The organism is Pseudomonas sp. PDM19, from assembly GCF_014852215.1.
GTDB lineage: Bacteria > Pseudomonadota > Gammaproteobacteria > Pseudomonadales > Pseudomonadaceae > Pseudomonas.
In genome coordinates this window covers 152,471-167,065 of sequence record NZ_JACVBG010000004.1, presented here as the reverse complement: position 1 = coordinate 167,065, position 14,595 = coordinate 152,471, and the positions used below count along the sequence as shown (strand labels likewise).

At 65.6% G+C, this 14,595-nt stretch carries 16 protein-coding genes; 7 read left to right on the top strand and 9 right to left on the bottom strand.

Features of this window, described 5'->3' with window-relative positions; translation table 11 throughout:
- The first annotated feature begins 3 nt into the window (after positions 1 to 3).
- Both IB273_RS23045 and IB273_RS23040 read left to right on the top strand, forming a co-directional pair.
- Positions 4 to 1,401 carry an APC family permease gene (locus IB273_RS23045; RefSeq protein WP_081515259.1) on the top strand — a complete coding sequence of 466 codons (1,398 nt, stop codon included), beginning with the start codon at positions 4 to 6 and terminating at the stop codon, positions 1,399 to 1,401.
- 54 nt (positions 1,402 to 1,455) lie between these two features.
- Positions 1,456 to 2,487 (top strand): histone deacetylase family protein, encoded by a 1,032-nt coding sequence (locus tag IB273_RS23040; protein ID WP_017520827.1) that lies wholly within the window; start codon positions 1,456 to 1,458, stop codon positions 2,485 to 2,487.
- A 75-nt stretch (positions 2,488 to 2,562) separates the two neighbouring features.
- Here IB273_RS23040 and IB273_RS23035 read toward each other — a convergent pair whose 3' ends face one another.
- From IB273_RS23035 to IB273_RS23020, 4 genes are all read right to left on the bottom strand, one after another.
- Positions 2,563 to 2,940, bottom strand: coding sequence for a NirD/YgiW/YdeI family stress tolerance protein (locus IB273_RS23035; protein ID WP_138213752.1), 378 nt, complete (start codon positions 2,938 to 2,940; stop codon positions 2,563 to 2,565).
- Between the two features lie 118 nt (positions 2,941 to 3,058).
- Complete coding sequence (locus IB273_RS23030) at positions 3,059 to 3,976, bottom strand: SdiA-regulated domain-containing protein (protein WP_081515256.1); 918 nt, start codon at positions 3,974 to 3,976, stop codon at positions 3,059 to 3,061.
- A gap of 84 nt (positions 3,977 to 4,060) precedes the next feature.
- A complete protein-coding gene (locus IB273_RS23025; protein ID WP_192225108.1) occupies positions 4,061 to 4,726 on the bottom strand; it encodes a fumarylacetoacetate hydrolase family protein in 666 nt (221 codons plus the stop codon).
- Positions 4,727 to 4,886: 160 nt separating this feature from the next.
- On the bottom strand, positions 4,887 to 6,281 hold the full coding sequence (locus IB273_RS23020) for an FAD-binding oxidoreductase (protein WP_138213750.1): 1,395 nt from the start codon (positions 6,279 to 6,281) through the stop codon (positions 4,887 to 4,889).
- 190 nt (positions 6,282 to 6,471) lie between these two features.
- On the opposite strand from IB273_RS23020, the gene serA reads away from it, so the two are divergent.
- A complete protein-coding gene (gene serA / locus IB273_RS23015; RefSeq protein WP_081515253.1) occupies positions 6,472 to 7,701 on the top strand; it encodes a phosphoglycerate dehydrogenase in 1,230 nt (409 codons plus the stop codon).
- A gap of 62 nt (positions 7,702 to 7,763) precedes the next feature.
- Here serA and IB273_RS23010 read toward each other — a convergent pair whose 3' ends face one another.
- Together IB273_RS23010 and IB273_RS23005 are read right to left on the bottom strand one after the other, a co-directional pair.
- Positions 7,764 to 8,195 carry a DUF4399 domain-containing protein gene (locus IB273_RS23010; RefSeq protein ID WP_151188682.1) on the bottom strand — a complete coding sequence of 144 codons (432 nt, stop codon included), beginning with the start codon at positions 8,193 to 8,195 and terminating at the stop codon, positions 7,764 to 7,766.
- Positions 8,196 to 8,338: 143 nt separating this feature from the next.
- On the bottom strand, positions 8,339 to 8,833 hold the full coding sequence (locus IB273_RS23005; RefSeq protein WP_045215561.1) for a DUF523 domain-containing protein: 495 nt from the start codon (positions 8,831 to 8,833) through the stop codon (positions 8,339 to 8,341).
- A gap of 266 nt (positions 8,834 to 9,099) precedes the next feature.
- On the opposite strand from IB273_RS23005, the gene IB273_RS23000 reads away from it, so the two are divergent.
- Positions 9,100 to 9,648, top strand: a complete 549-nt coding sequence (locus tag IB273_RS23000; RefSeq protein ID WP_151188683.1) for a DUF6160 family protein — start codon at positions 9,100 to 9,102, stop codon at positions 9,646 to 9,648.
- Positions 9,649 to 9,659: 11 nt separating this feature from the next.
- On the opposite strand, the gene IB273_RS22995 is transcribed toward IB273_RS23000, so the two are convergent.
- Positions 9,660 to 10,283: a 2OG-Fe(II) oxygenase gene (locus IB273_RS22995; RefSeq protein WP_081515250.1), complete on the bottom strand. Its 624-nt coding sequence runs from the start codon at positions 10,281 to 10,283 to the stop codon at positions 9,660 to 9,662.
- 100 nt (positions 10,284 to 10,383) lie between these two features.
- On the opposite strand from IB273_RS22995, the gene IB273_RS22990 reads away from it, so the two are divergent.
- Positions 10,384 to 11,121: a hypothetical protein gene (locus IB273_RS22990; RefSeq protein ID WP_081515249.1), complete on the top strand. Its 738-nt coding sequence runs from the start codon at positions 10,384 to 10,386 to the stop codon at positions 11,119 to 11,121.
- A gap of 157 nt (positions 11,122 to 11,278) precedes the next feature.
- On the opposite strand, the gene IB273_RS22985 is transcribed toward IB273_RS22990, so the two are convergent.
- Positions 11,279 to 12,217 (bottom strand): alpha/beta hydrolase, encoded by a 939-nt coding sequence (locus IB273_RS22985; RefSeq protein WP_081515248.1) that lies wholly within the window; start codon positions 12,215 to 12,217, stop codon positions 11,279 to 11,281.
- 123 nt (positions 12,218 to 12,340) lie between these two features.
- On the opposite strand from IB273_RS22985, the gene IB273_RS22980 reads away from it, so the two are divergent.
- Both IB273_RS22980 and IB273_RS22975 read left to right on the top strand, forming a co-directional pair.
- Entirely contained in the window at positions 12,341 to 12,916 is a 576-nt protein-coding gene (locus IB273_RS22980; protein ID WP_192225107.1) for a DUF6436 domain-containing protein, read from the top strand.
- 88 nt (positions 12,917 to 13,004) lie between these two features.
- On the top strand, positions 13,005 to 13,517 hold the full coding sequence (locus IB273_RS22975) for a transcriptional regulator (RefSeq protein WP_081515246.1): 513 nt from the start codon (positions 13,005 to 13,007) through the stop codon (positions 13,515 to 13,517).
- A gap of 3 nt (positions 13,518 to 13,520) precedes the next feature.
- Here IB273_RS22975 and IB273_RS22970 read toward each other — a convergent pair whose 3' ends face one another.
- Positions 13,521 to 14,570 (bottom strand): AraC family transcriptional regulator, encoded by a 1,050-nt coding sequence (locus IB273_RS22970; RefSeq protein WP_081515245.1) that lies wholly within the window; start codon positions 14,568 to 14,570, stop codon positions 13,521 to 13,523.
- Positions 14,571 to 14,595: the final 25 nt, after the last annotated feature.

Below are 14,595 nucleotides of genomic sequence, written 5' to 3'. Positions count from 1 at the left end.
CCCATGGCCAGCCAACACAGCGCCAGCACCACACGCACTCCACAGAGCACCCAACAGGGCACCCCGGCCAACGCCGACGCCCGCCTGAAACGCGTCCTCGGCCTGCCCGCCCTGGTCTTCTTCGGCCTGGTCTACATGGTCCCGCTGACCATGTTCACCACCTACGGCGTGGTCACCGAAATGACCGGCGGCCGCACCGCCACCGCCTACCTGATCACCCTGCTGGCGATGCTGTTCACCGCAGCGTCCTACAGCTTCATGGTGCGCAAGTACCCGATTTCCGGCTCCGCGTACTCCTACACCAGCCTGAGCTTCGGCCCGGTGGTCGGCTTCCTGTCCGGCTGGTCGCTGCTGCTCGACTACCTGTTCCTGCCGATGATCAACTACCTGCTCATCGGCCTGTTCATGAACATCGCCTTCCCGGAAATCCCGGCCTGGATGTTCGTGGTCGCCTCCATCGCCCTGGTCACCGTGCTCAACGTGGTCGGCATCAGCCAGGTCGCCGGCATGAGCAACGTCATCGTCGGCGCGCAGCTGGTGTTCATCGTGGTGTTCGTGGTCATGTCGATCAAGAGCCTGGCCGGCGGCGCCGCGATCGACTTCTCCTTGCCCTTCGTCGGTGACGGCACCCAGCCCGGCTTCGCCCCGCTGATGGCCGGCGCCGCCGTGCTGTGCCTGTCGTTCCTGGGCTTCGACGCGGTCTCGACGATGGCCGAGGAAACCCGCGACGCCCGCCGCGACATCCCCCGCGCGATCATCATCACCACCGTCATCGCCGGCCTGATGTTCACCCTGCTGGCAATCATCAGCCAGCTGGTATTCCCCGGCAGCGTGTTCCAGAACGCTGACTCGGCGGCCAACGAAGTGATGCTCAAGGCCGGCGGCCAGTTCCTCGGCAACTTCTTCACCTCCGCCTACATCGCCGGCTGCATCGGCTCGGCGCTGGCATCCCAGGCTTCGGTGTCGCGCATCATCTTCACCATGGGCCGTGACGGCATCCTGCCGCGCAGCCTGTTCGGTGTCCTGCACGCACGCTTCCAGACCCCGGTCGTGGCGATCCTGGTGGTCTCCGCCGTGTCCCTGCTGGCGGTCGTGCTGGACCTGACCACCCTCGCCTCGATGATCAGCTTCGGCGCGCTGGTGGCCTTCTCCGTGGTCAACCTGGCGGTGATCCGCACCTATCTGGGCGTCGAGCGCCGCCGCGGCGCCAAGAACGTCCTGCTGTACGGAGCGATTCCGTTCATCGGCCTGTGCCTGACCCTGTGGCTGTGGACCAGCCTCTCGCAGCTGACGCTGGTCGTCGGCCTGAGCTGGTTCGCAGTCGGCTTCGCTTACCTGGCGGTGCATACCGGCGGCTTCCGTCGCAAGGCACCGAGTGTGAATTTCGAGGAAAACGCCTGACGGCAGAGCTACTAGAACCCAACGGGCGCCCGGAGGCGCCCTCAGGAGCGCGTGATGTTGACGATCTATACCGACGACCATCGCTTGCACCACGGTCAGCACGAGCTGATCGGCGGCCAGTTCACCCCCTGCTTCGAAAAGCCCAGCCGCGCCGACATGGTGCTGGACCGGGCCAAGGCGGTGAAACTGGGCGACATCCAGGCCCCGCGGGACTTCGGCCTGGAACCCATCCTGAGGGTGCACAGCGAAGGCTTCGTGCGGTTCTTGCAGCACGCCTGGCGTGACTGGCTGGCCACCGGCCGGACCCACGACATGCTGCCGATCTGCTGGCCTACCCGCCGCCTGCGGCAGAAGGAACCGGACAGCATCGACGGCCGGCTGGGTTACTACAGCCTGGACGCCGGCGCTCCGATCACCGCCGGCACCTGGCAGGCGGTGCTCAGCTCGGTGAACGTGGCGATGACCGGCCAGGCCGAACTGGCCAAGGGCGCGCGCTCGGTGTTCTCGCTGTGCCGCCCGCCGGGTCACCACGCCTCGGCGGACTTCATGGGCGGCTACTGCTTCTTCAACAATGCGGCCATCGCCGCCCAGTCGATCCTCGACCAGGGCGCCAACCGCGTGGCCATCCTCGACGTCGACTACCACCACGGCAACGGCACCCAGGACATCTTCTACGACCGCGCCGACGTGCTGTTCACCTCGATCCACGGCGACCCGCGCTTCGAGTATCCCTACTTCCTCGGCTATGCCGACGAAAAGGGCCAGGGCGTGGGCGAAGGCTTCAACTTCAACTATCCGCTGGCCTCGGGCAGCGACTGGTCGGTGTGGAGCCTGGCGCTGCAGGCGGCGATCCGGCAGATCTCGGCGTACAAGCCGGACGTATTGATCGTGTCGCTGGGCGTGGATACCTACAAGGAAGACCCGATCTCCCAGTTCAAGCTGGACAGCCCGGACTACCTGCGCATGGGCGAAGCCATCGGCAAGCTGGGCCTGCCGACGCTGTTCGTGATGGAAGGCGGTTACGCGGTGGAAGAGATCGGCATCAACGCGATCAACGTGCTGCAGGGCTTCGAAAGCATCGGTTGACGCCGCTCCTGCGGAACGCTGAAAACAAGAAAGCCGCACCGGGGTCCCCGGCGCGGCTTTTTTTGTGGCGTTGGATTACTGAAGGATTTCCACGCGGTCCACGTCGATATCGGTGGCCTTCAGCTTGTGATGGTCGACCTCGCCAGTCAGGCGCACCTTGGTGTTCTCAGAGACAGCCGCGCCAGCGGGCCAATCATCGTTGTCGATCTCGACCTCGATGCTGCCGGTGGCATCCTTGAACTCGTAGTGTTCACCGCCGATGCGCTTGGTGATCACGCCCTCCAGCACCACCGGGGTGTCGTCGTGGGCGGACTGCGCCTGCTTGACTGTGGTGACCTGGGCGGCTGCGGCAGCGGGCTTGGCGTCGCTGCCCGGACCGGTGTAGCCGGCAGCCAGGGTGATGGTGGAGAACAGGCCAGCGGCAGCGATCAGGGGGAGATGAGTCAGTTTCATGGATGAGCCTCCTGGGGCGTTTTCGATGGGTTCAGCTTAGAACCGGTGGCTGAAACCAGCCTGAATCCGGACTTAACCCAACCTTAAAGCCATCCGACCCGCACTCCCCCGCTCTGGATCAATCTGTTTTGACGGTCGCCTCGCGCTTGAACACGTAGAACAGGTCCGGCTCGCTCACCATGTAAATGGTGCCCTGCTCGTCGATGGCCACGCCCTCGGCGCGCGGGATGCGGTCGTCCAGGCCGTTGAGGCCGCCGAGCAGACTGATGAAGCTGATCGGCTCGCCCTTCTCATCCAGTTCCAGCAGCAGGTGCGACTCCGCCGACAGCACCAGGGTATGGCCGGTGCGCGGGTCGATGCTCAGCGCCGACACGTTGGTCATCAGCAGGTCGCTGGGCAGGGGCTGCAGCGCACCGCTCAGGCTGGCCCCACCGTCGCTGGGCAGGCTGAACAGCGCCAGCGGATCACGCTCCTGGCCCAGCACCAGTCGATGCTGGCGAGGGTCCCAGGCGATGCCCTCGATACCCTTGTTCTTCTTGCCGCGCGGACCGAGGTCGAAGCTGGACAGCTTCGCGGTGCTCAGTTCGCGGGTCTGCGGGTCGACATGGAAGATGGTCAGGGAGTTCTGGCGTTCGTCGGTCACGGCAACATTGCCGTTCTCCAGTACCGCAACGCCCTCGGGGTTCGACATGCCCAGCAGCGGGATCACCCGCAGCACATCACCGGTAAGCGACAGCTCGGCCAGCAGCGGCTTCTTGCCGGTAACGGTGAACAGGGTGCGGGTCACCGGGTTGTAGGCCAGATCGGAGGTTTCCTGCCCCTCGAGGCCACCCTTGAGCGGCTTGGCCTGGATCACTGCACGGTATCCGGGCAGCCAGACGCTTTCCGAGCGCGCCTGAGCGCTGGTGTCCTGTTCACGCAGCCAGAGGCGCGCGCGGTCATCCCAGTGGAAGCGGGAGGTCAGGTAGCCGAGCACCACGAGGAGGAACAGCAGGGCCAGCAGCAGCCAGCGGGGACGAAGGATGGACATGGTCATGACGACTCTTGTTGGTCAGCACGGCAAGGTGCCCCGCAACAAGCGAAGGCCGCACAAACGGCGGCCTTCGGCGGGACAACGGGGCTAAAGCACGCGGCTTTCGAATCGGCTGGCACCGGGAAGTTCCAGCACCACCTCGCTGCCGCTCGTGAGCGGGCCGACGCCGACCGGGGTGCCGGTGGAGACCACGTCGCCCGGCTGCAGCGAGAAGTGCCCGCAGATGTGCTGGATCAGCGGCACGATGGGGTTGAGCATGTCGCGGCTGTTGCCGTCCTGGCGGACTTCGCCGTCGATCACCAGGCGGATGCCGATGTCGGTCGGGTCCGGGAAGTGGTCGGCGCTGACGAAGGGCGCCAGCACGAAGGCGCCGTCGAAGGACTTGGCCAGCTCCCAGGGCAGGCCCTTTTCCTTCAGCTTGGCCTGCACGTCACGCAGGGTCAGGTCCAGCGCCGGGGCGTAGCCGGAGATGGCGTCCAGCACTTCCTCGGTGCTCGGCTTGCGCGACAGCGGCTTGCCGATCAGCACGGCGATTTCCGCCTCGTAGTGCACCGAGCCACGATCCTCCGGGATGGCAAAGCCGCCGGCCTGCGACACGGTGCAGGAGCCGGGCTTGATGAACAGCAGCGGCTCGGTCGGTACCGGGTTGTTCAGCTCCCTGGCGTGCTCCGCGTAGTTGCGGCCGACGCAGACCACCTTGCCCAGGGTGAAATGGATCGGGGTGCCATCGACGTACTGGTGCTGGTAACTCATGACCGACTCCTGACAACGCATGGAAGAGATGATCCGCGCGGGGCTCGTGATCCCGCACGGTTGCCCGCGTCCTGCCGGCGTACGCGCCACTTCCCGTGACGCTGACGTGCGAAGGGCCGGCCCCTCTATCCAAAGAACCGGCCCTTCTGGATACAGCAGCTTATTCGGCGAAGATCTTGCCGGGGTTCATGATCCCGTTCGGGTCGAACACCGCCTTGACCGCCTTCATGTAGCCGATTTCAGCCTCGGAGCGAGAGTAACCCAGGTAATCGCGCTTGGTCATGCCCACGCCGTGCTCGGCCGAGATGGAGCCGTTGTACTTCTGCACGGTCTCGAAGACCCACTTGTTGACGGTCGCGCACTTGGCGAAGAACTCGTCCTTGGTCAGGTTCTCGGGCTTGAGGATATTCAGGTGCAGGTTGCCGTCGCCGATGTGGCCGAACCAGACGACTTCGAAGTCGGGGTAGTTGGCCGCGACGATATCGTCGATGTCCTTGAGGAAGGCCGGGACCTTGCCGACGGTGACGGAGATGTCGTTCTTGTAGGGCGTCCAGTGGGAGATGGTCTCGGAGATGTACTCGCGCAGCTTCCACAGGTTCTGCAGCTGCTGTTCGCTCTGGCTCATCACGCCGTCGAGAACCCAGCCCTGCTCTACACAATGTTCGAAAGTGGCCAGCGCCTCGTTGGCCACTTCCTCGGTGCTCGCCTCGAATTCCAGCAGGGCATAGAACGGGCAGTCGGTCTCGAAGGCCGGCGGCACGTCGCCACGGGCCATGATCTTGGCCAGGGCCTTGTCGGAGAAGAACTCGAAGGCGGTCAGGTCCAGCTTGTTCTGGAAGGCGTGCAGCACCGGCATGATCGAGTCGAAGTCCGGGGTGCCGAGGACCATCGCGGTGAGGTTCTTCGGCTGGCGCTCCAGGCGCATGGTGGCCTCGACCACGAAGCCCAGGGTGCCTTCGGCGCCGATGAACAGCTGGCGCAGGTCATAGCCGGTGGCGTTCTTGATGAGGTCCTTGTTCAGTTCGAGCAGGTCGCCCTTGCCGGTGACGACCTTCATGCCGGCCACCCAGTTGCGGGTCATACCGTAGCGAATGACCTTGATACCGCCGGCATTGGTGCCGATGTTGCCGCCAATCTGGCTGGAACCCGACGACGCGAAGTCCACCGGGTAATACAGGCCGTGCTCTTCGGCGAAGGTCTGCAGCTGCTTGGTGATCACGCCCGGCTGGCAGACCACGGTGCGGTCGAATTCGTTGAATTCCAGCACCTTGTTCATGTAGTCGAAGGCCACGACCACTTCGCCATTGGCGGCGACAGCGGCGGCGGAGAGACCGGTACGGCCACCCGAGGGAACCAGCGCGACCTTGTGTTCATTGGCCCAGCGGACGATGGCCTGGACTTGCTCGGTGCTCTTGGGGAAGGCGATCGCCAGGGGCGCCGGGGCGAAATGCTTGGTCCAGTCCTTGCCATAGGTCTCGAGGGAATCGGCGTCTGTCAGCAGCTTCCCGGCATCCAGCAGGGGCTTGAGCGATTCGATCAGGGCGTCGCGGGTCATTGGAGGAACTCTCAAATGGTTCATGGTCGTCCTGAGAACAGCTCAGGTCGCAACCGGGCAAGGAAAAGGGAGAACATGCTAGCATACGCACCCCACGCAGATCGCCACCTGGCGCCAAGCTTGGCACCGGCCGGTCCGGCCTGAGCTGTTCAATTTCTCGCCACATCCCGGGACTACAGGTTCAAAGCAGATGAGCAAGACTTCTCTCGACAAGAGCAAGATCAAATTCCTTCTCCTTGAAGGCGTGCACCAGAACGCCGTCGACACCCTCAAGGCGGCCGGCTACTCCAACATCGAGTACCTCAAGACCGCACTGTCCGGTGACGAGCTGAAGGAAAAGATTGCCGATGCACACTTCATCGGTATCCGCTCCCGCACCCAGCTGACCGAAGAAGTCTTCGACGCTGCCAAGAAGCTGATCGCCGTCGGCTGCTTCTGCATCGGCACCAACCAGGTCAACCTGAACGCGGCCCGCGAGCGCGGCATCGCCGTGTTCAACGCGCCCTACTCCAATACCCGTTCGGTCGCCGAACTGGTGCTGGCCGAGGCCATCCTGCTGCTGCGCGGCATTCCGGAGAAGAACGCCTCCTGCCACCGCGGCGGCTGGATCAAGTCCGCTGCCAACTCCTTCGAGATCCGCGGCAAGAAGCTGGGCATCGTCGGCTACGGCTCGATCGGCACCCAGCTCTCGGTCCTGGCCGAAGCACTGGGCATGCAGGTGTTCTTCTACGACACCGTGACCAAGCTGCCGCTGGGTAATGCCCAGCAGGTCGGCAACCTGCACGAGCTGCTCGGCATGTCCGACATCGTCTCGCTGCACGTACCGGAACTGCCGTCCACCCAGTGGATGATCGGCGAGAAGGAAATCCGCGCCATCAAGAAAGGCGGCATCCTGATCAATGCCGCCCGTGGCACCGTGGTCGAACTGGACCACCTGGCCGCCGCGATCAAGGACGAGCACCTGATCGGCGCCGCCATCGACGTGTTCCCGGTCGAGCCCAAGTCCAACGACGACGAGTTCGAAAGCCCGCTGCGCGGCCTGGATCGCGTGATCCTGACCCCGCACATCGGCGGTTCCACCGCCGAAGCCCAGGCCAACATCGGCCTGGAAGTGGCCGAGAAGCTGGTCAAGTACAGCGACAACGGCACCTCGGTTTCTTCCGTCAACTTCCCGGAAGTGGCCCTGCCGTCGCACCCGGGCAAGCACCGCCTGCTGCACATCCACGAGAACATTCCGGGTGTGATGAGCGAGATCAACAAGGTGTTCGCCGACAACGGCATCAACATCTCCGGCCAGTACCTGCAGACCAACGACAAGGTCGGCTACGTGGTGATCGACGTCGACGCCGAGTACTCGGACCTGGCGCTGGAGAAGCTGCAGCACGTGAACGGCACCATCCGCAGCCGCGTCCTGTTCTAAGCGCTGCCCGGTGACAAGAAAAAAGGAGGCCTCGGCCTCCTTTTTTCATGCCTGGGAAAAGATCACTTCACGTTGACAGTGATCTGCTGCGATTCCACCGGCGGGTCGAACGGCACGTGGTTCTTGTCGCCCACCAGCAGCTGCAGGGTGTGCTTGCCCGGCGGCAGGGTCACCTGGGTCTCGGTCTGGCCCTTGCCGAAGTGCTTGATCTGGTCGGTCATCGGCAGCGGCATGTTCATCGCCGGCTGCTCCTTGAGGTCGATCAGCAGGTGGTGGTGGCCGGTGGCCGGCGAATCCACCCCCGCCGGCGCGACACCCATGCCCTTGAGGCCGAATTTGACGGTGAAGGTCTTGTCCACCGTGGCGCCGTCAGCCGGCTCGATGAAGTACACCTTGGCGCCTTCCGGGGCCGGGGTGCGCGGGATTTCCGCGGCGATGGCGGAAGTACCGGCAAGCAGCGCGGCAAGGCCGAGGCAAGGCAGCATGGTTCTCATGTTCTTCTCCTTCTGCATGACAATCGCAAAGGCGAAGGACCCGCTCAGGCCGGCCCGCGCCCTTGCGCATGGAACGCACAAGCATAGGCGCCAGGGCGCCGGGCTCAAGGAAAATAGTGCGTCTTCGAGTGTCGGCAGCCGCTCTAGCCTCCGGCTTCCAGCCCGGCCAGACAGACGGCAGCGGCATCCAGCTCTTCCTCGCTGAACACCAGCACGCCCATACGCTTGAGGGCGGCGGCAGTGACGCCTTCACCAGCGACCTTCTGGCCGCTGAAGCTGCCGTCGTAGTTCTCGCGGTTGCCGCAGGAGGGGCTGCGCGCCTTGAGAACCGCCAGGCGGATGTCGTGGCGACGCACCAGCGCCATGGCTTCCTCGGCGCCGAGCAGGAAGGCGTCGCTGACGTCCTCGCCCTCCACCGTCATCACCGGGCGGGCGCGCTCCAGCACGGCCATGCCCTGGCCGCCAGGGATCTCCGCCGGAGCGCGGGGCGTCGGCAGGCCGCCGGCGACTTCCGGGCACAGCGCGACCACCCGCCCCTGGTCCAGCCAGCGCGAGAGCAGGTCGAACGGCCCGTGCGCGCCGCCGTCATAGCGGACGCGATGGCCAAGCAGGCAGCGGCTGACGAGAACCTTCTGCATGGGCGAATCACTCCCTTTTGGAAGGGGACAGACTAGCCGCTCGCCGTTTGCCGGTCACGCCGGGTAACGCAACTTTCATCGGCGCGTCTGTCGCAACAGGTTTCCGGCCCGCCGAAAGTCGGGTCCTTGAGCGGCGCGCCGGTCGTCGGCGCCCATCCGGGCACAGGCCGAGCACAACCTTCGACGGGAACAGCCGTCCGGCACTGGCTGCCTGGCAGGCCGCCACCCAGACTCGCGCATCGGCCAATCGCCATGGAGCCTCCGTCATGCCTCGCCTCTTGCTCTGCACCGCCACCTTCGCCGCGCTGTCCTACCTGCCGCTGGCCTTCGCCGAACTCCAGGCGCTGGACAACGAGCGCCTGGGCGCCGTGACCGGCCAGGATGGCATCAGCATCCGCGCCGACGTGCTCGCGCACATGGACAGCGTGGCGTGGAAAGACGACGGCGGCAGCGTCTCGCTGCGCAACGTGTTCATCGACAATGGATGCGTGAGTGCCGGCGATTGCCCCGATGGGCGTGGCGGCAGCCTGCCCTACGGGCCCGCGCAGCTGGGCCTTAGCCTGCCGATCTTCGGCATCGAGCAGCCGACCTTGCAGGTGGACGTGGTTCAGGGCGCCGGCGGCCAGCAGCAACTGGCGCTGACCCTGCCTGACCTGACCACCATCAACCAGCAGCTCAATGCCAGCGGTCTGCCGTCGCAGACCATCCGCCTGCGCGTGGCCGGCGATCTCTACGTGGGCGGCGGCAAGCTGGGGAGCATCGAAGTGCGCGACATCCAGGACATCAGCGGCACCCTGAAGATCTGGGGCCACTGATCCCGCACCACTCAGAGCAGCGCGTCACCGCGGCGACGGAACCAGCCGGTGAGCGACAGACGGTCATGACTGGCCGGCAGCACCTCGTGGGGGAACTCGCCGGAGAGGAACACCACCAGTCGGCTGGCCAGCGGCGACAGGTCCAGCGTCCGCTCGTCGGCGAAGTACATCCGCAGTTCACCGCCCTGCGTCACCGGCCAGTCGTGGTTGAGGTACAAGACCGCGGAGATGGCGCGCCGATCATCGTCACGGAAGCGGTCCAGGTGCTTCTGGTAGAACGCTCCCGGCGGATAGAGCGCGAAGTGCCCTTCGAAGTCCTCCAGGCCCAGGAAGAGTGCGCGATTGATCTGCAGGCGCAGCGCGTCCAGCGCACCCAGGTAGAGGTCGCAGGCCGCGGACTGCCCGGGCTCGATCCACTGGATGCGGTCACCGCGGATGCCTTCGCGCACCGCCTGTCCCTCACCCCGGCCGATGGCGGCAGCGGCCAGCTTGCCGGCCGCGTCGCGGGCACGGCATTCCGTCGCCAGTTGGGCGATCAGGGCATCGGGAAGGAAGGCGTCCTGCTGCGACCAGCCCTTGTCGGCGAGGTCATCCACGATGCGGTGCAGGACGGGAGAATCGGCGTCGAAATACATCGCGCATTGTAACGTCCGGCGCCAGTGTCTCGACAAGCGGGGCAAGCCTTGCCGACAATAGCCCCCGGCGAGCGATCCCTGCCGCCCAAAAGGAGTTGCAATGCGCGTACTGCTGGCCCTCACCCTTCTTGTACTGGGCATGCCTGCCCTGGCCGACAACTACCAGCGCCTGTACCAGGCCGCCGGCTGGCCGGAACAGCGAGCGCACTTCAATGACGCCCTGCACGCCGCGCAGAAGCGCTACCAGGGCAACCTGCCACCGGCGCTGTACCAGACGCTGGTGGACAACAGCAACCAGCGCTTCGCCCCTGCAGACATCGACCAGCGCGCCCTCAATGGCCTGCGCCAGAACCTGCCGGACAGCGCCGCAGCGGTGAACTTCTTCGAATCCCCGCTGGGCCGCAAGGTCGCCGGCGCCGAGACCCTGGCTACCCGCAGCGACCAGTTGCAGAAATACGCCAACGGCCTGCCGCGCCAGCAGGCCAGTGATGCACGCAAGCAGATCGTCCATCGCCTGAGCCAGATTCTGCCGGCCCGCGAGGCCGGCGCCGAAGTCAGTCTGGCTCTCGCCAGCGTGGCTGCCGACAGCCTCAGCCAGATGCTCCCCGGCCTGCTCGGTGGCGGCAGCGCCCAAGGCATGCTCGAAGGCCAGCGGCAGAAGCTGATGAGCCAGATCGGCGCCGATCTCGACAACACCCTGCTGTACGTCTATCGCGGCCTGAGCGATGCCGAACTGGGCCAGTTCGCCGACTTCAGCGAGTCGCCGGCCGGCCGCACTTACTACCGCGCCGCCCTGGCTGCCCTCAAGGCTGGCTTGGCCGCACCATCGGGCGAGTAGTGATCGGAAAATACCGACCACGCTTGAGGACCACTCCGAGGAACGCTCCTCCTAGAATGGCACCCGCTGTACAGAGGGTGGCGCCTGAGGAGCATGGCGCAAGGAGTGTAGGGACACACCCTCGACCACAGCGGCTCCCTTCCCCGCATCATCCCCGCTAGGCCATCCGCTCACTGAGAAAATCGAAGTAACGCCGGCGCAACGTCTCGCTCTCGTTCGCCAGGTGGTGCCGCGCGCCGGTGAGCAGCAGGCACTCGATCTTCTCGAACTTGTCCTCCAGCACCTTCAGGTTGTAGCGCCAGTCCACCGTCTCGTCGGCATCGCCCTGCACCACCAGCAGGCTCTGCGCGCCGTGGCCGGCCGCCTCGATGCGCGGAATCCAGCGCGCCAGCGCGCCGACCCAGGCCGTGGGCAGGATCTTCGGCTGCAGCGGATCGCGGTCGCGCAGGAAGGAAAGGAATTCGGCGTCGTTGGAGTTCTCGCTGAAACGTCGCGGAATCGAATCCACGAACGGCCGCAGCATCTGGTAGCTGAACTTCGACCAGCCCCAGGCCCGTGGCCGTACCAGCGGCGCCAGCAGGATGGTACGGCCCAGCTCCGGTCGCGGTGCGCCGGTGAGCAGGTAGTCCAGCAGGATTGCCCCGCCGGTGCTCTGCCCGCAGAGATGCCAGGGTTGCGGCAGGTCCAACGCCTGCGCCTGGCCCAACAGCGCGCCCAGCACCACCTGGTATTCGGCGAAGTCGCCGATGCTGGCGGCGGCGCCACCCGACAGGCCGTGGCCCGGCAGGTCGCAGGCCAGCACCGCGAAGCCCATGCCCAGCGCCCAGTCGATCACATGGCGGTACAGGCCCATATGGTCGTAGTAGCCGTGCAGCAGGACGACGGTTCCCCGCGCCAGCACGGGGCGCCAGTACTGCGCGGCAATCTGGTAGCCGCCGGCCTCGAAAGTGCCCAGCCGGCTCTGCAGGCCGGGGTGCCGGGCGTGCAGGTCCAGGCCGTAGAAATGCTGGTACAGCGCGATGCCGACCTCGTTCGCCTCTGCGGTCAGAGGTCGCAGCAGGGTGCGCAGCAGATCGGGCTGGAAGGCTTCAGGCATGGGCATTTCGCTTCTGGCAGGCGGGTGACGAAGGGAGCGCGTGCAGCAGCGGGATATTCTGCCGCGCTCGCCCCCGTGGCAAGCTTGTCGGCTATCTTACCGACTCTGTCACTGGTCGCCGCCATGTCCTCACGCCGAAAATCGCTGCTCACCTGGCTGATCGCCGCGCTCTGCCTGGGCGCGCTGCTCGCCACCTACTGGTGGTACGAGAACCGCTTCATCCGCCCGTTCAGCCACCAGCCGCAGCTGTTTTCCGGCGACCACCTGATGCTGCCCGCACAATTGGCCGGCCCCGGCAAGATCCGCCTGGTGCACTTCTGGGACCCGGCCTGCCCCTGCAACGTCGGCAACCAGCAGCACCTCGCCGAGCTGATCCAGCGTTTCGGCCCGCAGGGTGTGGAGTTCTTCGCCGTGCAGAAGCCCGGCAGCCACGGGCACCTGCCCGATACGCTGAGCGCCATGCGCGCGCTGGACTCGGTGCCCGGTGCCGAGCAACTGCCCGCCAGCCCCGCCGTGGCGATCTGGGACGCCCAGGGCAAGCTGGCCTACTTCGGCCCCTACAGCGAAGGAGCGGTCTGCACGTCGGGCAACAGCTTCATCGAGCCGATCCTCGACGCCCTGGTGGGCGGCCGCCCGGTCAACGCGACCCACACCCTGGCGGTGGGCTGCTATTGCCCCTGGGATGGCGCAAAGCACTGAGCCGCATCAACGAAGCCGATGGCCAATCCGTGACTACACTTGGATCGCCGGCCCATGAAGGGCCGATCGCCACCAAGGAGCTTTTCGCATGCGTCTTCCTTCCGCCCTCGCCTTCTGCGCCGTTCTCTCCACCGGGCTGGTGCTGCCGCTGGCCGCCCACGCCGAGGATGCCCCCAACAGCCAACAGGTGATGGAGCAACACAAGCAGGCCATCAACAACCGCATCGCCGACATCGACTACAAGCGCAAGCGCATCGTCGAAGCCAACATGAAGCTCACCCCGCAGGAAACCGAGAAGTTCTGGCCGATCTACAACAGCTACCGCACCGAGGCGGACAAGCTGAGCAAGCAGACTCTGGCGATCATCATCGACTACGCCAACAGCTATAACACCGGCTCGGTGAGCAACGACGACGCGGCGAAGCTGCAGAAGCAGGTGCTGGAGTTGCAGGACGACCGCCAGGAGCTCAAGGAGAAATACCTCAAGCGCATCGCCAAGGAAGTCTCGCCGCAGCGCGCACTGCGCTTCCTGCAGGTCGAAGACCAGCTCGACGCCATGGCGCTGCTGGAAGTCAGCCGCGAAATCCCGCTGGCCGAGTAATCCTCAGCCTTCGGTGCCGCCCTGCAGGCGCTGGCGATAGCGCTCGGGCGGCACCGAATACCAGCGCTTGAAAGCCCGATAGAACGGCGACAGCTCGGCAAAACCACAGGCCCGCGCCACCTCGCGAATTGCCTCGCCCTGCTCCAGTAATTGCGCGGCACGCTGCCGGCGCACCTCCTCCCGCACTTCCCTGAACGTCTGTGCCCGGCTCGCCAGATTGCGCTGCAGCAGCCCCGGCCGCACGCCCAGCTCACGGGCGCAGCTTTGCAGGGTGCACTCCTCCTCCCCCAACCGCATGGCGATCAGGTAGCGCAGGCGATTGAGCAGGTCGTTCTCGTCCAGCGTTCCCAACTGTTCCCGCGCATGCTCGGTAAGCAACCGGTGCAGCACCGGGTTGCCGGTGCGCGACGGCCGGGCCATCTGCGCGCGATCGAACAACAAGGCGTCATTGGCCTTGCCGAAGCTCGGCGTCAGGCCGAACAGCCGCCGGTGCTCGCTCAAGCGGCGCGGCTGCGGATGGCGGAACTCGATGGCCTGCACGCGGAACTCATCGTCGGTAATCAGCGCCAGTAGCTTGAGGAACAGCAGCATCAGGCACTCCATCTGCTGACGCAGGTTGCTGGTACCCAGGTAGTTGAGGTCGAGGATCAGCCGCACCTGCTCGCCCTCCTCGCGCATCTGCGCCGCGAAGCCACCGGAGAGGATGTGCTGGAAGCGCAGGAAGCTGTTCAGCGCCTCGCGCAGGTCGCTGCTGGCCATCAGCAGGTAGCCGACCACGTCCAGCAGGCGCGGCTTCATCGCCTCTCCCAGGTGCAGGCCGATATCGGCATCGCCGGTAATTTCGTCAAGGGTCGTCCAGAACAATGGGGCGTCGTCGTGCACCAGGCGACCACTCTGCGCCGGCGGCGGCAGGCGCACCTTCTGCAGGGCCTGGCGGTAGATATCGGTGGGGTCGAAGCCCAGCACCGAGAGCGCCTCGTACAACTGGCGGCGCAGGGTGGCGGACTGGGTCAGCGCCGGGGTTGCGGGGAAGTTCAGCTCGGGGGCGGCCATGGTCACTCCTGGGATTGACCGGAGA